15 protein-coding genes are annotated in these 17,328 nt (G+C 62.0%); 2 read left to right on the top strand and 13 right to left on the bottom strand.

Annotated elements, in window-relative coordinates; genetic code table 11:
* Window positions 1–52 precede the first annotated feature (52 nt).
* From lpdA to GR197_RS11600, 10 genes are all read right to left on the bottom strand, one after another.
* The gene (gene lpdA, locus GR197_RS11645; protein ID WP_164009493.1) at window positions 53–1,498 is read right to left on the bottom strand and encodes a dihydrolipoyl dehydrogenase; all 1,446 of its coding nucleotides are present in this window, start codon (window positions 1,496–1,498) and stop codon (window positions 53–55) included.
* A gap of 16 nt (window positions 1,499–1,514) precedes the next feature.
* Entirely contained in the window at window positions 1,515–2,096 is a 582-nt protein-coding gene (locus tag GR197_RS11640) for a GNAT family N-acetyltransferase (protein ID WP_164009491.1), read from the bottom strand.
* 2 nt (window positions 2,097–2,098) lie between these two features.
* On the bottom strand, window positions 2,099–2,740 hold the full coding sequence (locus GR197_RS11635) for an SGNH/GDSL hydrolase family protein (RefSeq protein ID WP_164009489.1): 642 nt from the start codon (window positions 2,738–2,740) through the stop codon (window positions 2,099–2,101).
* Between the two features lie 19 nt (window positions 2,741–2,759).
* Window positions 2,760–4,112, bottom strand: a complete 1,353-nt coding sequence (locus GR197_RS11630) for a pyruvate dehydrogenase complex dihydrolipoamide acetyltransferase (RefSeq protein WP_164009487.1) — start codon at window positions 4,110–4,112, stop codon at window positions 2,760–2,762.
* 15 nt (window positions 4,113–4,127) lie between these two features.
* Window positions 4,128–5,513, bottom strand: coding sequence for a pyruvate dehydrogenase complex E1 component subunit beta (locus GR197_RS11625; RefSeq protein ID WP_164009485.1), 1,386 nt, complete (start codon window positions 5,511–5,513; stop codon window positions 4,128–4,130).
* A 15-nt stretch (window positions 5,514–5,528) separates the two neighbouring features.
* Window positions 5,529–6,575, bottom strand: coding sequence for a pyruvate dehydrogenase (acetyl-transferring) E1 component subunit alpha (gene pdhA / locus GR197_RS11620; protein WP_164009483.1), 1,047 nt, complete (start codon window positions 6,573–6,575; stop codon window positions 5,529–5,531).
* 145 nt (window positions 6,576–6,720) lie between these two features.
* The gene (locus tag GR197_RS11615; RefSeq protein WP_049735204.1) at window positions 6,721–7,041 is read right to left on the bottom strand and encodes an FtsB family cell division protein; all 321 of its coding nucleotides are present in this window, start codon (window positions 7,039–7,041) and stop codon (window positions 6,721–6,723) included.
* A 138-nt stretch (window positions 7,042–7,179) separates the two neighbouring features.
* A complete protein-coding gene (eno, locus tag GR197_RS11610) occupies window positions 7,180–8,454 on the bottom strand; it encodes a phosphopyruvate hydratase (protein ID WP_164009481.1) in 1,275 nt (424 codons plus the stop codon).
* Window positions 8,455–8,594: 140 nt separating this feature from the next.
* Window positions 8,595–9,440, bottom strand: a complete 846-nt coding sequence (kdsA, locus tag GR197_RS11605) for a 3-deoxy-8-phosphooctulonate synthase (protein ID WP_164009479.1) — start codon at window positions 9,438–9,440, stop codon at window positions 8,595–8,597.
* Window positions 9,437–10,333 (bottom strand): VOC family protein, encoded by an 897-nt coding sequence (locus GR197_RS11600; protein WP_164009477.1) that lies wholly within the window; start codon window positions 10,331–10,333, stop codon window positions 9,437–9,439. The genes kdsA and GR197_RS11600 overlap by 4 nt, the downstream gene beginning before the upstream one ends.
* Before the next feature lie 196 nt (window positions 10,334–10,529).
* Between GR197_RS11600 and lexA the strand changes: the two genes are divergently transcribed.
* Window positions 10,530–11,249: a transcriptional repressor LexA gene (lexA, locus tag GR197_RS11595; RefSeq protein WP_164009475.1), complete on the top strand. Its 720-nt coding sequence runs from the start codon at window positions 10,530–10,532 to the stop codon at window positions 11,247–11,249.
* On the opposite strand, the gene GR197_RS11590 is transcribed toward lexA, so the two are convergent.
* A complete protein-coding gene (locus tag GR197_RS11590; protein WP_164009473.1) occupies window positions 11,230–13,659 on the bottom strand; it encodes a ComEC/Rec2 family competence protein in 2,430 nt (809 codons plus the stop codon). The genes lexA and GR197_RS11590 overlap by 20 nt on opposite strands.
* A gap of 290 nt (window positions 13,660–13,949) precedes the next feature.
* Here GR197_RS11590 and gltA point away from each other — a divergent pair, with 290 nt between their 5' ends.
* On the top strand, window positions 13,950–15,239 hold the full coding sequence (gene gltA / locus GR197_RS11585; RefSeq protein ID WP_116273259.1) for a citrate synthase: 1,290 nt from the start codon (window positions 13,950–13,952) through the stop codon (window positions 15,237–15,239).
* Window positions 15,240–15,280: 41 nt separating this feature from the next.
* On the opposite strand, the gene lpxB is transcribed toward gltA, so the two are convergent.
* On the bottom strand, window positions 15,281–16,450 hold the full coding sequence (gene lpxB / locus GR197_RS11580; protein WP_164009471.1) for a lipid-A-disaccharide synthase: 1,170 nt from the start codon (window positions 16,448–16,450) through the stop codon (window positions 15,281–15,283).
* A complete protein-coding gene (locus tag GR197_RS11575; protein ID WP_164009469.1) occupies window positions 16,447–17,328 on the bottom strand; it encodes a UDP-2,3-diacylglucosamine diphosphatase LpxI domain-containing protein in 882 nt (293 codons plus the stop codon). Before GR197_RS11575 ends, lpxB begins: the two co-directional genes overlap by 4 nt.

Raw genomic sequence — 17,328 nt, 5'->3', positions numbered from 1 at the left:
GGGGCGAGCCCGCCCTTACGCCACCCGGGATAAAGGGCGGCCTTGGAAATTATCAAGCGTTCAGCACACGGCCATAGGCATCGAGCACCGCTTCCTTCATCGTTTCGGAAACGGTCGGGTGCGGGAAGATGGTGTGCATCAGTTCTTCCTCGGTCGTCTCCAGGTTCATCGCGACGACAAAGCCCTGGATGAGTTCGGTGACTTCGGCGCCGACCATATGGGCGCCGAGCAGTTCGCCGGTCTTCTTGTCGAAGATCACCTTCACCATGCCCTGGTCCTCGCCGAGCGCGATCGCCTTGCCGTTTGCCGCGAAGGAGAAGCGGCCGACGCGGATGTCGCGGCCCTGCTCCTTGGCCTTGGCTTCGGTGATGCCGACGGAGGCGACCTGCGGATTGCAATAGGTGCAGCCCGGGACCTTGCCCTTGTCGGTCGGGTGGACATTCGGCAGGCCGGCGATTTTTTCGACACAGACGACACCCTCATGCTCGGCCTTGTGGGCCAGCATAGGCGGTCCGGCGACATCGCCGATCGCATAAATGCCGGCGACATTGGTCTTGCCGTAACCGTCGATGACGACGCAGCCGCGGTCGGTCTTGACACCGAGCGCCTCGAGGCCGAGGTTTTCGATGTTGCCCTGAACGCCGACGGCGGAAATCAGCCGGTCGGCGGTGATCTGCTGGACCTTTCCGTCTGCCGTCTCGACATGCGCGGTGATGCTGCCCGCACCCTTCTCGACCTTGGTGACCTTGGCGCTGGTGAAGATCTTCAGGCCGCGCTTTTCAAGCTGCTTGCGGGCGATGGCGGTGATCTCGGCATCCTCGACCGGCATGATGGTCGGCATGACTTCGACAACCGTCACGTCGACGCCCATCGAGCGGTAGAAGCTTGCGAATTCGATGCCGATCGCGCCAGAACCCATGACGATCAGCGACTTCGGCAGCGCATCCGGCTTCAGCGCCTCGAAATAGGTCCAGATCAGCTTCCCATCAGGCTCGATGCCGGGCAGCGCCCGCGGGCGGGCGCCGGTGGCGATGATGATGTGTTTGGCGGCGTAAATGCCCTCTCCCTTGACGTTCTTCGGCAGCGGGTGCTGCGGTTCGACGGCGGGCTTCGACGACTTGCCGACGACGATTTCGCCCGGCTTGGTAATCTTGCCCTCGCCCCAGATGATGTCGATCTTGTTCTTCTTCATCAGAAAGCCGACGCCGGCATTCAGGCGGGCGGAAACAGCGCGCGAGCGGCCGACGACGGCCTTGGCATCCGGCTTGACCGTGCCTTCGAGAACGAGACCGAAATCCTTGAAGTGGTTGGCGTGATCGAGCACCTCAGCCGAGCGCAACAGCGCCTTTGTGGGTATGCAGCCCCAGTTCAGGCAGATGCCGCCCATATGCTCGCGCTCGACGATCGCGGTCTTGAGGCCGAGCTGGCTGGCACGAATGGCGGCAACATAGCCGCCGGGGCCGGAGCCGATGATGATGATGTCGTAGGATTCAGCCATGTGTTTCCTGCCTTTGTTACGCTGCGCTGCGGGTCATGAGCACCCACGCGTGTCTTTTGCTGTTTTCGAAGAGCGGCACGGCATCGGCGCGCGCAGCCTCCAGGAATCCGTTTCTTCCATAAAGCGACAAAGCCGCTTCGTTATCACTTGCGGTAATGAGACTGACGGGGCGGCGATCGGCCCTGTCGATCTGATCCTCCAGCAGCCTGCGTCCGATGCCGATGCCGCGCAGATGGCGATAGACGCCGAGACTGCCGACGAACCAGTTTCCGACCACCGTTTTCTGCAAGGCGAGCATCGGCTTGGTCGCCGGAATCGTCGCCTCGATATCGCCTATGCCTTCCTGCAGCGCATGACCGATCGCCACACCCGCGACCTCGCCATAGGCCTCGGCGATGACGGCATCCTGCCAGCCGCCGACAACTTCCTCTTCGCTCATCTTCAGCCGGCCCCGCTCCAAGGGCGTGTCGCTGATGCCTTTCGCCACATCGGCGAACCAGAGCCGGGAAGCAAAACCGTGCGAGGCAATATCCGCCAAGATCGCCAGCTCCGAGGCATCCCGCCGTGAGGCCTGCCGCAGGGCGATGAAGGCGGTCATGGTCAGATCCCCAGCATCATCCGCACGATCGATTCCAGCCCGCGTCCGAGCGCACGCGTATTTTCCGCATCGAGGTGAATGCCATCGATCGGTGTGGTCCTGGCGACGGAATTGCCGTCGAAAAAGCCGCAGCCGAGTTCGTCGGCAAGATCGCGATAAAGCGTTGCAAGCTTTGCCGATTCCTCGATGCCGCCGGGAAAGGATGCGGCGAAAGGCACATTGCCGGTCGCGCAGATCGCCGGCGGCGCCACGATCAGGATCTCCGGCCCGTCGAACTCGAAGGGCCAGGCATGATTGCGGATCAACCGCACGAGCCGGCTGATGCCCTGGCAGGCGGCAAAAGCCGAGCCGGCCACGACCGGTTTCATGTCATTGGTGCCGAGCAGAAGGATGACGAGGTCGAGCGGCGCGTGCGTCTGCAGGATCGTCGGCAGAATGCGCGCACCGTTGCGGTCGCAATCGGCGAGGTGGTCGTCAAAGGCGGTCGTGCGACCATTCAGGCCTTCGGCAATGACACGCGCCTCACTGCCGAGCGCTGCCTGAAGCACGCTCGTCCAGCGATTCTTGTAGTCATGGCGGCCGATCGTCTCGGCGTCATAACCCCAGGTCAGCGAGTCGCCATAACAAAGAACGGTCTTGGTCATTTCCGCCTCCGCCCAGCTGTCAGACCAGCATACCCATCGGGTTTTCGATATAGCCCTTGAAGGCCTGGAGCAGCTCGGCGCCGAGCGCGCCATCGACGCAGCGATGGTCGGTCGACAGCGTGACTGACATCACGGTGGCGATGGCCATTTCACCCTTCTTGACGACGACCCGCTGTTCGCCGGCGCCGACCGCAAGGATGGTCGCATGCGGCGGGTTGACGACGGCGGCGAAGTTCTTCACGCCCATCATGCCCATGTTCGAGACCGAGCTGGTGCCGCCCTGATATTCCTCGGGCTTCAGCTTGCGGTCCTTGGCCCGCTTGCCGAGATCGCGCATCTCGTTGGAGATCGCCGACAGCGTCTTCTGCTCGGCCTTGCGGATGATCGGGGTGATCAGGCCGCCGGGGATCGAGACCGCGACGCCGACGTCGGCGTACTTGTGCTTGACCATGTTGTTGTCGGTCCAGGAGACGTTGGCATCCGGAACGTCGCGCAGCGACAGCGCCATGGCCTTGATGACCATGTCGTTGACCGAGAGCTTGTAGGCCGGAGCGTTGTCCTTGCGCGGCGCCGCATCGTTCAGCTGAGCGCGCAGCGCCATCAGGGCATCGAGCTCGCAATCGACGCTGACGTAGAAATGCGGGATCGTCTGCTTGGATTCGACCAGGCGCCGGGCGATCGTCTTGCGCATGCCGTCATGCGGCACGAGCTCGTAGGAACCCGGTTCGAACAGCTTGAGCACGGCCTCCTCGGAAGCGCTCTTCGACGCTGCAGCGGCCGGAGCCGGAGCTGCAGTAGCTTGCGGAGCGGACGCTGCGGGTGCGGCGGCCTTGGCGCCACCGCCGGCAACGGCGGCTTCAACGTCGCTCTTAACGACGCGGCCATGCGGGCCGGAGCCTGCGACAGCCGAAAGGTCGATACCGGCCTCCTTGGCGAGCCTGCGGGCAAGCGGCGAAGAGAAGGTGCGATTGCCGTCTGGTGAAACCGATGCGGGTGCCGTGGCGGGTACAGGTGCTGCAGCCGGAGCGGATGGGGCCGGGGCAGCCTCGGCCTTCGCGGCCGGTGCGGCGTCGGCCTTCTGCGCAGGAGCGGGCGAGCCCGCGCCGCTTGCGGCGGCGGCGACATCCTCGCCATCGGCGGCGAGAACGGCGATCAGCGCATTGACCTTGACACCTTCGGTGCCGGCGGCAACGACGAGCTTGGCGACCGTGCCTTCATCGACGGCTTCGACTTCCATCGTCGCCTTGTCGGTCTCGATCTCGGCGATCACATCGCCAGACTTGACCGTATCGCCTTCCTTGACCAGCCATTTGGAAAGATTGCCTTCCTCCATGGTCGGAGAGAGGGCGGGCATCGTGATATTGATCGGCATCGAGATACCCTCCCCTTATTTGTAACAAACAGCCTTCACCGCATCGACGACTTCGCCGACGTTCGGAAGCGCCAGCTTTTCGAGATTGGCGGCGTAGGGCATCGGCACGTCCTTGCCCGCAATCGTCAGGATCGGCGCATCGAGATAATCGAAGGCCTGCTGCATGACGCGGGTGGCGATTTCGGTGCCGACGGATGATTGCGGATAGCCTTCCTCGACGGTGACCAGACGACCGGTCTTCTTCACCGATTCGATCACGGTCGGCAGATCCATCGGGCGGATGGTGCGAAGGTCGATCAGTTCGACGTCGATGCCGATCTTTTCGAGTTCGGCGACGGCCTTCGTCGCATAGCTCATGCCGATGCCGAAGGAGACCACCGTTACGTCCTTGCCCGGACGATGGATGCGAGCCTTGCCGATCGGCAGGACGAAATTGTCGAGCTTCGGCACATCGAAATGCTGACCGTAGAGAATTTCGTTCTCGAGGAAGATCACCGGGTTCGGATCGCGGATCGCAGCCTTCAGCAGGCCCTTGGCGTCGGATGCCGTGTAGGGCATGACGACCTTCAGGCCGGGGATTGCGCTGTACCAGGCAGCATAGTCCTGGCTGTGCTGGGCGCCGACCCGGGCCGCGGCACCATTCGGGCCGCGGAAGACGATCGGAGCGCCCATCTGGCCGCCGGACATATAGAGCGTCTTGGCGGCGGAGTTGATGATGTGGTCGATCGCCTGCATGGCGAAGTTGAAGGTCATGAATTCGACGATCGGGCGAAGGCCGGCCATTGCGGCGCCGACGCCGACGCCGGCAAAACCGTGCTCGGTGATCGGCGTGTCGATGACGCGGCGCGGGCCGAATTCCTGCAGCAGGCCCTGGGTGACCTTGTAGGCGCCCTGATATTCGGCAACTTCCTCGCCCATGACGAAGACGTCTTCGCTGGCGCGCATTTCCTCGGCCATGGCGTCGCGGAGCGCTTCGCGCACGGTGGTCGACACCATTTCGGTGCCGGCCGGAATTTCCGGGTCATTCGGCACGACGGCCTTCGGCTCGGCCGGAAGCGGTGCGGAAGCGGAACCGGCATTGGTCGGCTTTTCTTCCTGGGCAACCGCCGGGGCGGCAGCGGCGGCCGGTTTGGCGGCGGAGATATCGGCGGCGGATTCGCCGTCCTGCAGCAGCACGGCGATCTTGGTGTTGACCTTGACGCCTTCGGTGCCGGCATCGACGAGCAGCTTGCCGATGACGCCTTCGTCGATGGCTTCGACTTCCATCGTCGCCTTGTCGGTTTCGATTTCGGCAATCACGTCGCCGGAGGTGACCTTGTCACCTTCCTGTTTCAGCCATTTGGACAGCGTGCCTTCTTCCATCGTCGGAGAGAGGGCGGGCATGAGGATATCGATAGGCATGGGTTCCCTCCCCGATTAGAGCAGAATGTCGGTATAGAGCTCGGATGCATCCGGCTCCGGATCGGCCTGGGCGAAATCGGCGCTGTCTGCGACGATGTCGCGGACATCCTTGTCGATCGCCTTCAGATCGTCTTCGGAAGCCCAGCCCTTTTCGACGAGGCGTGCTTTCACCTGTTCGATCGGGTCATGTTCGGAGCGCATCTTCTGCACTTCGTCCTTGGAGCGATACTTCGCCGGGTCGGACATGGAGTGACCGCGATAACGATAGGTCAGCATTTCGAGAATGATCGGGCCCTTGCCGGAACGGCAATGTTCGAGCGCCTCGTCGGCCGCCGCCTTGACGGCGCGAACGTCCATGCCATCGACCTGAATGCCGGGGATACCGAAGCCGGAGCCGCGTAGCGAGTAGTTCGACTGGGCGGTGGCGCGGGCAGTCGACGTGCCCATGGCGTAGCGGTTGTTCTCGACGATATAGACAATCGGCAGCTTCCAGAGGGCTGCCATGTTGAAGCTCTCGTAGACTTGGCCCTGGTTGGCGGCGCCGTCGCCGAAATAGGCGATCGAGACATTGCCGTTGCCGCGGTAATGGTTGGCAAAGGCAAGACCGGTTCCGAGCGAAACCTGGGCGCCGACGATGCCGTGACCGCCGTAGAAATGCTTCTCTTTCGAGAACATGTGCATCGAGCCGCCCTTCCCGTGGGAATAGCCGCTGCGGCGCCCGGTCAGTTCCGCCATGACGCCGCGGGCTTCCATGCCGGTAGCCAGCATGTGGCCGTGGTCGCGATAGGCGGTGATGACCTGGTCGCCTTCCTTCTGCGCCATCTGCATGCCGACAACGACAGCTTCCTGACCGATGTAGAGGTGGCAAAAGCCGCCGATGAAGCCCATGCCGTAAAGCTGGCCGGCCTTCTCCTCGAAGCGGCGGATCAGCAGCATCTCGCGATAGGCCTTGAGCTCCTCATCGCGATCGAAGTCGGCTACCGGGCCTCCATTCGATGCTTTGGCTGCCGGTTTTGCTGCAGTTTTGCGGCTGGAAACGGTCGCGGTCTTTCGCGGCGCCATTCAACCCTCCCTATGGGTTTGTCGGTTCTTGGTGGCGCGTACCATAGGGAAGAAATTTGACCACAGCAATGCCATAATTGCATGGCTCGTATTCATGTCTAAACTACTGATATAACTAATGAAATACCAATTAACCTGATTTCGGTTAATTGGAATAATGATTGAATATGACTATCTCGTCCGCGCGCGACATGTTGAGCTGATAGCGCGCTTTTTCGTCCAGCATATCCTTGTCGAGCGAGCCGTCACTCAGCAGCGCGACCTGGTTTTCCAGATGTTCGCGCTTCGCCTTCAAGATCGCAAGCTCTTTTTCACGCGCGACACGCTGATGCTCGAACGTCTCCGTTGCGCGCAGGCCGTAATCGCCGTGAATGCAATGATAACCGAAATAGGAAAGGAAGGCGACCGTCATGGCCGGAATGACGAAGCGGCCGAACTTTCTCTTCTTATGATGCTTTGTCCACATACACGCATGCTCTTGAACGCATTACCAATTCGTTCAGCATAACGCGCATTGATTAACCGTTCATTGACCGTAAAGACGGGCAATAAAAAACCCGCGCCGGAGAGGCGCGGGCTCAAGCCGTTTGAAAATCAGATTCGATCAGGCGCGGATGATCAAGCGGCCGGCATACTGAGCCTGGGGCCCAAGGCCTTCCTCGATGCGGATCAGCTGGTTGTACTTGGCGAGACGGTCGGAACGCGACAGCGAGCCGGTCTTGATCTGGCCGCAGTTGGTAGCGACCGCGAGGTCGGCGATGGTCGAATCTTCGGTTTCGCCGGAGCGGTGGGACATGACGGCGGTATAGGCTGCCTTGTGCGCCGTGTTGACGGCGTCGAGCGTTTCCGTCAGCGAGCCGATCTGGTTGACCTTGACGAGGATCGAGTTGGCGACGCCCATGCGAATGCCGTCGCGAAGACGGGCGGAGTTGGTGACGAAGAGATCGTCGCCGACGAGCTGGGTCTTCTTGCCGGCCAGGTCGGTCAGCGTCTTCCAGCCGTCCCAGTCATCTTCGGCCATGCCGTCCTCGATCGAGATAATCGGGTACTTGGCGGCGAGTTCCGCCAGATATTCGGCCATGGCGCCCGATTCGAGCGTCCGGCCTTCGCCTTCGAGAACGTACCTGCCGTCCTTGAAGAATTCCGTCGAGGCGCAGTCAAGGCCGAGGCACATGTCATCGCCCGGTGTATAGCCGGCTTTCTCGATCGACTTCATGATGAAGTCGAGGGCCTCGGGTGCGCTCTTCAGGCCGGGGGCAAAACCGCCTTCGTCGCCGACATTGGTGTTGTGGCCCTGGGCGGCCAGTTCCTTGCGGAGCGTATGGAAGACTTCCGAACCCATGCGCACGGCTTCAGCGATCGTATCAGCGCCGACCGGCAGGATCATGAACTCCTGGAAATCGATCGGATTGTCTGCATGGGCGCCGCCGTTGATGATGTTCATCATCGGCACCGGAAGCAGGCACGCGGACGCGCCGCCGACATAACGGTAGAGCGGCAGGCCGGAGGCCTGGGCAGCAGCCTTGGCGACGGCCAGCGACACGCCGAGAATGGCGTTGGCGCCAAGACGCGACTTGTTCGGCGTGCCGTCGAGCTCGATCATGATGTTGTCGATCTGGATCTGGTTTTCGGCATCGATGCCGCCGATCGCGTCGAAGATCTCGGTGTTGGCGGCATCGACCGCCTTCTGGACGCCCTTGCCGAGGTAGCGCTTGCCGCCGTCGCGCAGCTCGACCGCCTCATGCGCGCCGGTCGAAGCGCCCGAGGGAACGGCCGCACGGCCCATGCTGCCGTCTTCGAGATAGACATCGACTTCGACGGTGGGGTTGCCACGGCTATCGAGAATCTCGCGGGCGATGATATCGGTGATTGCAGTCATGGGTTCTTCCTGCTCGGTGGGTGATCAATCGTTCGAAGCCTGTCATAATCGAAGGCGTGCAAATTACAATGGCGCTTACGACACCCTCGACCTGCATGTTCGAACGTCGCTATAGCACGAACATGTCAGGCTTTTGACTATCAACCCTTGGCGACAGCGTCGAAGGCCAGCAGTTTTTCCAGAAGCCGCGGCATGTCCTTGAGGTAGACCATGTTCGGGCCGTCGGACGGTGCGTTGTCGGGGTCCTGGTGGGTTTCGACGAAAACGCCGGCGATACCGGTCGCCACCGCTGCGCGCGCCAGCGTTTCCACAAATTCCCGCTGGCCGCCGGAGCTTTCGCCCTGGCCGCCCGGCTGCGCCACGGAATGCGTCGCATCGAAAACGACCGGCGCGCCCATCGACGCCATGATCGGCAGCGAGCGCATGTCGGAGACCAAAGTGTTATAACCGAAGGAGGCGCCGCGTTCGCAGAGCAGCACGTTCGGATTGCCGCTGGCATTAAGCTTATTCAGGACGTTTTTCATATCCCAGGGAGCCAGGAACTGGCCCTTCTTGACATTGACGGCGCGGCCGGTCTCGGCGGCGGCGATCAGAAGGTCGGTCTGGCGGCAGAGGAAGGCCGGAATCTGCAGGACATCGACCACCTTCGCCACTTCGGCGCATTGCTCGGCGGTGTGGACGTCGGTCAGGACGGGAAAACCGAATTCCTTCTTCAGATCGGCAAAGATCTGCATGCCCTTTTCAAGCCCGATGCCGCGTTCGGCAGAGAGCGAGGTGCGGTTCGCCTTGTCGAAGGAGCTCTTGTAGACGAGGCCGATGCCGAGCTTGGCGCAGAGTTCTTTGAGCGTCCCGGCAACCATGAAGGCGTGGTCGCGGCTCTCCATCTGGCAAGGGCCGGCAATCAGCGACAGGCGGCCGGTATTGGAAAAGGTGACCTGGCCAGCGCCCTCGCCGATCCTGACTTCGGAATTCGTATCAGTGCTCATCGTGTTTCCTCGAAGGCGAAGAGCGTGCCCTGCCCGGGCGCCGGCTTCACCAGAATGCGATTGTTCTTGCGCGTGTAGGTCACTCCGTTAGCAGCCAAATGCGCTTCTGTCACGGCAAGATCGGTGACGGCAAAGAGGATAGCCCGGCCGCGCAGGCCGCGGTCGGCGGATGAAACGGCGATCTCGAAATAGGCCTCCAGCCCTTCCGGGGTCATCAGGCTGATTTTCGCATTCGGGGCCTGGATATTAACGCCGAAACCGGTTTTCTCGATGGCCCATTGCGCCGTGGCAAGGCTGACGAAGGCGGCGAACGCAGCCGGGTCCGGCGCGCTCAGCGCGATCTCGGCAATACCGCTCACGCCATTGGCATGCGTCTCCAGCGCGCCGCGATCGGCCGGCAGAGGATTGATGCGCTCAACGCAGAAGAGGAAGAAATCCGGCGCGCGCAACTCAGCGGCAAAGGCCAGCTTGAAGCCGGCCGTGGTCTCCGAACCGTCCGGCATTTTCATCGGCCGGTTGAACTGCAGCATGTCGCCGGCGCTCGATCCGTTGCCGAGGAAGCTCCGATGATCGCGGCCGGCATCCCCAGTGCTGAACGCCACCGCCGAAAGCCCCTCCTCGCCGCAGCGGAAGCGGAAGGCCCGGTTGCGGGCGGTGAAGACATTGCCTTGCCGTGCCGATGCCTCGCTCTCCTCACGGCTCGCGATGCCGAGTGGCTCCAGATAGGTCTTATCGGCAAAGAAGACGCAGGCATTCTCCGTTCCGAAGGGATGGCGGGCGTCGGCGGCAACCGTGAAGCCAAGCTTGCCGAGCCTTTCGCGCGCCAGATCGATATTGACGACGGGCAGCACGACATGATCCAGGGGGTGCGGTTTGGCGGAGTACTCGTTCATGATATGCCTCCCTGAAACGGCAAGAGGGTGCGACAGCGCCACCTTCAATGCAAGACATGTGCACCAATCCGGCGAATGAAAATAAAAATCTCAACGAGTTGGCGCCAAGTTTTACGGAAATTTAGCACCTTGCGGAACACATATGGAACATATAGTGTCTGTTCTGGATTTGTTTCAATCAAGGGGTCACACGTCGATGCTCACGCGCAAACAACAGGAGCTCCTGCTTTTCATTCATGAGCGCATGAAAGAATCCGGCATTCCGCCCTCTTTCGACGAAATGAAGGATGCCCTGGATCTGGCCTCGAAATCCGGCATTCATCGCCTGATCACAGCGCTTGAGGAACGAGGCTTCATTCGCCGCCTACCGAACCGCGCCCGGGCGCTCGAGGTGATCAAGCTTCCGGAAGCCTACAGCCCCAGCATCCAGCCCCGGCGCGGCTTTTCGCCAAGCGTCATCGAGGGCAGCCTCGGCAAACCCCAGCCGGTCGCCCCGCCTGCGCCTGCAAAACCGGTCGCCGATAACGGCAACTCCGTCTCCGTGCCGGTCATGGGTCGAATCGCTGCCGGCGTTCCGATCTCGGCGATCCAGAACAACACCCACGACATCGTCGTTCCCTCAGACATGCTCGGCTCCGGCGAACATTATGCGCTTGAGGTCAAGGGCGATTCGATGATCGACGCCGGCATTTTCGACGGCGACACCGTGATCATCCGCAATGGCAGCACCGCAAGTCCCGGCGACATCGTCGTTGCCCTGGTTGATGACGAGGAAGCGACGCTGAAACGCTTTCGCCGCAAGGGCGCCTCGATCGCGCTGGAGGCTGCCAATCCGGCTTACGAGACCCGGATTTTCGGGCCGGACCGCGTCAAGGTGCAGGGCAAGCTCGTCGGCCTCATTCGCCGCTATCACTGACATTGGAGAGGCCGGATTCGGCAAAACTGTTGCTGCGCCAGTCATAGGCGCGATGTCGCATCCATGGCCGCGACAGGGTCTCGAATGCGGTCGCAACCTCCAGGCCGGCATCCGCCAAGCGCAGCTCGACGGAGCCCGTCCTGCGCAGCGTCTCACCGGTGAAAAGCGTCGCTCCCGAACGGCAACTGTTGAACCGCAAGCGGACCGACGTCACGACGATATCCGCGGCGTCGCAAGCCGGACCGAGATAGGCGGCGTTATCGATGACGGCAACGACATGACCGTTGCCAAGCCTTGATGTGCACCAGGCCTTCTTGACGCAGGAAAAGCGGTTTGCTTCACTACCGGCGACAGCCGCGCGCATCGCCGCCCTCGCTTCATTCTGCTGATCGCGGGAAAGCCTGACGCGGCGGTCGTCTCCCTCCGGCGGGACGGCGGGACCATCCAGCATTTTCGGCGGGAAATGCGTCGGCAGGACCAGCGCTCTCTGCCACTGGTCGAAGATGAAATCCGGCGGGTTTTCGCGGTTGGAAGCGATTACCGCAGTCGCGACGACCGCGACGAGACTGCCATCCTCCGAAATCACCAGATCCGGCGGCCGGGGAACGGGCAGAACCAGCACGATAAACGTCGAGGCAGCGATGATCGATGTGCCGATATGGCGCAGCCGGGTGCGGAGCAGCGTCAGCAGCAGGAACCCGGCCACGGCGACTGCGAAATACCAAGCGGGCATGCGGCCGATGCCGATATCACCGCCCCAGCCGGAGACCGTCTTGGCGACCGCAATCACCAGATCAAGGCCGACGCCCACCACCTTCCAGAGCGGAGCGTCCAGACCGAACGGCATGAGCAACATCGCCAGCAGCCCGGCCGGCATGACGATGAAGGAGATGATCGGCATTGTCGCGAGATTTGCCGGCAGGCCGTAAGCGGTCAGGCGATGAAAATGCTCGATCGAAAACAGCGCCGTGGAAAAACCGCCGATCAGCGAGGTCAGGAAGACGCCGCCGAAGAAGCCGGCGACGGCAAGGATCGGTCGGAAGACCGGCAGTTTCAGCAAGGCGTTTTCGCGGACGCGCCGGTCCTTCCACAGTTGATAACCCGATACCAGTGCCAATGTCGCGGCAAAGGACATCTGGAAGCTCGGGCCCAAGACTTCGGACGGCGAAATGGCGATGATGACGAGCGCTGAGAGAACGACATTGCGCAGGCTGATCGACGGCCGGTCGAAGAAGACGGCAACCAGCATGATCGCCATCATGATGAAGGCACGTTCGGCCGAGACCCCGAAGCCGGAAATCAGGTAGTAGGCGGTGACGGCGATGAGCGCGCCTGATGCGGCGATCTTCTTTGTCGAATAGGCCTGAGCGACGCCCGGAAAAAGGCTGAGCAGCATCCGGAAGCCGACGAAGAAGATGCCGGCTGATAGCGCCATGTTGAGGCCGGAGATCGCGACAATATGAGCAAGGCCGGACTGGCGCAGCGCCTCCGTCGTCGCATTCGAGATGGCGCGTCGCTCGTCGGTCACTAGAGCGGCGGCAAAAGCGCCGGTGTCGCCGGGCAGGATCGATCGTATGCGGTCGCCAATGCTGCTGCGCAGCCGGTAAAGCCATTCCAGCAAAGCTTCCGATGTCGATCTGGCAGCCTGCGGACCCGCCTCCAGATCCTTCTCTGGCGCGCCGTAGAAGAAGCCGTTGGCGCCGATGCCATCGAAATAGGCACCGAAGGAGAAGTCGTTGAGTTCAGGAAGCGCGGGGCCTGCCGGCGGCGTCAGTCGTGCCCTGCCGGTGATGAGGTCGCCGATCTCAAAGGGCGTGTCGGCGCCGCGCACGATCGCGGTTATGCGTCCCGGCGGCCGCTTCAACTCCGGCGCCTCGGTGCCGGTGACGGCAAGAATGTAGCGCCAGCGCCCGTGGCCGTTGCCTTCCCGGCGCTCGACGCGACCGGTCACTGTCGTCGTCACCGAGGAATCGAGGATCACCGTCGAAGCCCGCCAACTCTCGAAATGTGCGCAGAGCATGCCACAGGCAAAAAGTGCAGGCGCCAGCAGCATTGCCCGCATGGCCGCCCGGCTGCGGCCTGCGATGAGAACCGCGATCGTCAGCACCAACAGGCAGAGCAGCGATGCAACGAGCGGAAAATCGGATGCCGCAACAAACCAGAATGCCGCCCCGGCGCCGAGGAACACCGGCGAAAACAGCAGCAAGCGGCCATGATCCGCCTCCTCGCCCAGCATGCGCATGCCGGCGCCAATCGATTGCCGGGCTGCGGCCGGCAGCCGATGGCGCAAAGGCGTCGTCGATTGCGTCCTGGTCGGCCGTATAACCACGACGGGCGGCAAAATATCGGAGGAACCGGTTGAGCCGGCGCCTGCTTCCGGCCGCAATTCGACTGTCGTCACGTCCTGCATGTGCCGCCCAAGGTCACTCGCGAAGGCAGCCAGAATGCAACCTCCCATCAAATCCGGCAAGGATAATCGATTGAAATATGAGGGAAAATCGCCAGGGCCAAAAAACCAGTCGAATCATCGGCTTCCGATATGCGCGCGGCTCATCGCTGCAGTGCCTAAAAGGTGATACCGCAATGCACAAAATGCCGTCACGGTAACTTGGCATTAGCTTCGCGATCATATAGCTATCGGTGAGGACGCTTAACCCCTATGGCGCTTTTATGGCGCCACCGCCATTTCGGAGGATCAGCATGACGGATCAAAGCGCTACAATAAAAATCGGTGACAAATCTGTCGACCTTGCCGTCAAGAGCGGCACGATTGGCCCGAGCGTCATCGATATCGGTGCCCTCTACAAGAACACGGCTTCCTTCACCTACGATCCGGGTTTCACCTCGACCGCATCCTGTGAATCGAAAATCACCTACATCGACGGCGACGAAGGTGTGCTGCTGCATCGCGGCTATCCGATCGAGCAGCTGGCCGAGCATGGCGACTTCCTCGAGGTCTGCTATCTGCTTCTCTACGGCGAACTGCCGACCACCGCACAGAAGAAAGATTTCGATTATCGCGTCACGCACCACACCATGGTGCACGAGCAGATGAGCCGCTTCTTCACCGGCTTCCGCCGCGACGCACACCCGATGGCCGTCATGTGCGGCTGCGTCGGCGCACTGTCGGCCTTCTATCATGACTCAACCGACATCACCGATCCGCACCAGCGCATGGTCGCCAGCCTGCGCATGATCGCCAAGATGCCGACGCTTGCCGCCATGGCTTACAAATACCATATCGGCCAGCCCTTCGTTTATCCGAAGAACGATCTCGACTATGCTTCGAACTTCCTGCGCATGTGTTTTGCCGTGCCTTGCGAAGAATATGTGGTCAATCCGGTGCTTGCCCGCGCCATGGATCGGATCTTCATCCTGCATGCCGATCACGAGCAGAACGCCTCGACTTCGACCGTGCGTCTCGCCGGCTCGTCGGGCGCCAACCCGTTCGCCTGCATCGCGGCCGGCATCGCCTGCCTCTGGGGCCCCGCGCATGGCGGCGCCAACGAAGCAGCCCTCAATATGCTGCATGAGATCGGCTCGGTCGACCACATTCCGGAATATATCGCCCGCGCCAAGGACAAGAACGATCCGTTCCGCCTGATGGGCTTCGGCCACCGCGTCTACAAGAACTATGATCCGCGCGCCAAGATCATGCAGAAGACGACGCATGAGGTGCTCGGCGAGCTCGGCATCAAGGACGACCCGTTGCTCGAAGTGGCGATGGAGCTGGAGCGCATCGCGCTCACCGACGAATATTTCATCGAAAAGAAGCTCTATCCGAACATCGACTTCTATTCCGGCATCACGCTGAAGGCGCTGGGCTTCCCCACGACCATGTTCACCGTGCTCTTCGCGCTTGCCCGCACCGTCGGCTGGATCGCGCAGTGGAACGAGATGATCGAGGATCCGGAGCAGCGCATCGGCCGTCCGCGCCAGCTCTATGTCGGTGAACCGAAGCGTGACTATATCCCGGTTTCGAAGCGCTGATCGCTTCGGCCAATATATCACCCGAAAAGAAGAAAACCCGGTCAGAGACGACCGGGTTTTTTCTTGTTCAGCACGTCGAGAAGGATTTCGGCGGCATGTTCGCCTGGTGGTTTTTCGGTCTGCATGCGCTGCCAGATGAGATCATAGCCTTCCTTCATCGCCTTCAGCTGGTAAGTGTCGGCCGACAGCCTCTCCATCCAGCGGGCGAGGCTTGCGCCCCGAACGACGTCGTTCAGATATTCCGGCACGACGGCGTAATCGGCAATCAGGTTTGGCAGCGCGCCTGTCCAGGTCTTGATGCTTGACGTCAGCAGACGCATGATCCAGTCGACCTTGTAGGCGGAGACGACAGGAACATCGGCAAGCGCCAGTTCAAGAATGACAGTTCCAGATGCCGCCATGGCTGCATCGGCTTCAGCGAAGGCCTGCCATTTTGCTTCCGGGCCGACCACGATCTCCGGCTTGACCGCCCAGGCCGCCGTCAGTTGGCGGACAAGCGCATGCCTGTGTGTCACCGTCGGCAGAATAAAGCGCATCGGCCCATTGCGGGCGACAAGTTCGCTTGCCGCCACCTCGAAATGCGGCAGGAGCTTCTGAATTTCGGAGGAGCGTGAGCCGGGCAGAAGAAGGATCGGGCCGTTGCCGGGCTGCCTGCCGGCCCGCAGGCGCCGGGTTTCCAACAGCGCAGGGTCGGCGGTCAGGCGATGACCGACATAGGTGGTTGCCGGGCCATTGAGGCGCTGCATCGTTGCCGGCTCGAAGGGCAGGACGGCGAGCACATGATCGACATAGGCAAGCATGCGCGTGGCGCGATATTCTTTCCAGGCCCAGACGCTCGGACAGACATAATTGACGACAGGCAGATCCGGCAGCGCGGTGCGGACCCGCTTGGCGATGCGATGGGTGAAATCCGGGCTGTCGATAATGAGGAGAATGTCAGGCTTTGCAGCGATGATGGCGGCGGTCGTCTGGCGGATCAGGGTATAGAGCTTTGGCAGCCGGCTCAGCACCTGGGTGATGCCCATGATCGACAGCTCGGAGAAATCGAATAGGGATTTCAGGCCCTCTGCCTGCAACCCCTCGCCGCCGACGCCGACAAGTTCTACCGGGCCGGCATGAATCCGCTTCAGGGCGGCGATGAGATCGGCACCGAGCAGATCACCCGAGACCTCACCGGCAATGACGGCGATCTTCAGCGGCGCCCCGTTCATTCGAGCCCCCATGCCGGCAGGCCGCGATCGATGCCGCAGACAAAAAGTCCGGCCTCGTCGGCGGCTTCGATCACGGCGGCACGGTCGAGCACCAGCGAGCGGCCGGCCTCCACCGCGACCCCCGCAAGACCGGCTTTCCTAGCGTTCAGGACAGTGGAAACGCCGATCGCCGGCAGGTCGGCACGGATATCCTGTTGCGGCTTGCAGAGCTTGACGAGCACGCCGCGGCGCCGCGGGGAGATGCGCCCGGCGGCTCTGAGACCTGCGACGCGGTCCAGCATCTCATCGGTGCCCTCTAGACCCTCCAGCGCGACGACACGCCCGCCGATGCTGATGGCGCCCTGCCCGACATCGAGCCGGCCGAGCATGTCTGCGGCTTCGGCTGCGCGGCTGATGTCGCGCCGGTCTTGCTCGCCCGGCACGACGGCGCCAAGCGGACCGACAGAGGCAAGAAGGTCGGGGGCAATTTCATGGGCGCCGACGACGCGGCGGCCGTTTCCTTCAATCAGGCGGATGACCATCTGCAGAACCGTGTCGTCGCCGCCGGACAGCAGGGTGCGGATGGCGGCCGGCACTTTCATCAGGATGCGCAGCGTCGGGCGCACCTCGCGCCATTCCGGCCGGCGGGCAACGCTGCCCGACATCACGACCCGGCTGACGCCATACCGGTTGAGCAAGCCATCAAGAGCTTTGAAATCGCCGATGCCGATAACTGCATGGTCATAACCTTCCCAGCGCCGGTCGCTTTCGTCTTTCAGCGCAACGATGACGGGATTTTCACCTGCCGCACGCGCAGCTGCGGCGACATAGGAAGGCAGAAGACCGCCGCCGGCGATGATCGCCAGCCGGCCCGCAGCGGTTTCGCCTGATAAAGCCAC

Source organism: Rhizobium phaseoli, from assembly GCF_010668805.1.
GTDB lineage: Bacteria > Pseudomonadota > Alphaproteobacteria > Rhizobiales > Rhizobiaceae > Rhizobium > Rhizobium phaseoli_A.
The sequence above is the reverse complement of the archived record's forward strand: the minus strand, read 5'-3'. Positions and strand labels throughout refer to the sequence as shown.

Bases quoted from the DNA above. Each gene is read 5' to 3' on its own strand.
- lpdA (WP_164009493.1), bottom strand. From the start codon at position 1,498: ATGGCTGAATCCTACGACATCATCATCATCGGCTCCGGCCCCGGCGGC.
- GR197_RS11640 (WP_164009491.1), bottom strand. From the start codon at position 2,096: ATGACCGCCTTCATCGCCCTGCGGCAGGCCTCACGGCGGGATGCCTCG.
- GR197_RS11635 (WP_164009489.1), bottom strand. From the start codon at position 2,740: ATGACCAAGACCGTTCTTTGTTATGGCGACTCGCTGACCTGGGGTTAT.
- GR197_RS11630 (WP_164009487.1), bottom strand. From the start codon at position 4,112: ATGCCGATCAATATCACGATGCCCGCCCTCTCTCCGACCATGGAGGAA.
- GR197_RS11625 (WP_164009485.1), bottom strand. From the start codon at position 5,513: ATGCCTATCGATATCCTCATGCCCGCCCTCTCTCCGACGATGGAAGAA.
- pdhA (WP_164009483.1), bottom strand. From the start codon at position 6,575: ATGGCGCCGCGAAAGACCGCGACCGTTTCCAGCCGCAAAACTGCAGCA.
- GR197_RS11615 (WP_049735204.1), bottom strand. From the start codon at position 7,041: ATGTGGACAAAGCATCATAAGAAGAGAAAGTTCGGCCGCTTCGTCATT.
- eno (WP_164009481.1), bottom strand. From the start codon at position 8,454: ATGACTGCAATCACCGATATCATCGCCCGCGAGATTCTCGATAGCCGT.
- kdsA (WP_164009479.1), bottom strand. From the start codon at position 9,440: ATGAGCACTGATACGAATTCCGAAGTCAGGATCGGCGAGGGCGCTGGC.
- GR197_RS11600 (WP_164009477.1), bottom strand. From the start codon at position 10,333: ATGAACGAGTACTCCGCCAAACCGCACCCCCTGGATCATGTCGTGCTG.
- lexA (WP_164009475.1), top strand. From the start codon at position 10,530: ATGCTCACGCGCAAACAACAGGAGCTCCTGCTTTTCATTCATGAGCGC.
- GR197_RS11590 (WP_164009473.1), bottom strand. From the start codon at position 13,659: ATGCAGGACGTGACGACAGTCGAATTGCGGCCGGAAGCAGGCGCCGGC.
- gltA (WP_116273259.1), top strand. From the start codon at position 13,950: ATGACGGATCAAAGCGCTACAATAAAAATCGGTGACAAATCTGTCGAC.
- lpxB (WP_164009471.1), bottom strand. From the start codon at position 16,450: ATGAACGGGGCGCCGCTGAAGATCGCCGTCATTGCCGGTGAGGTCTCG.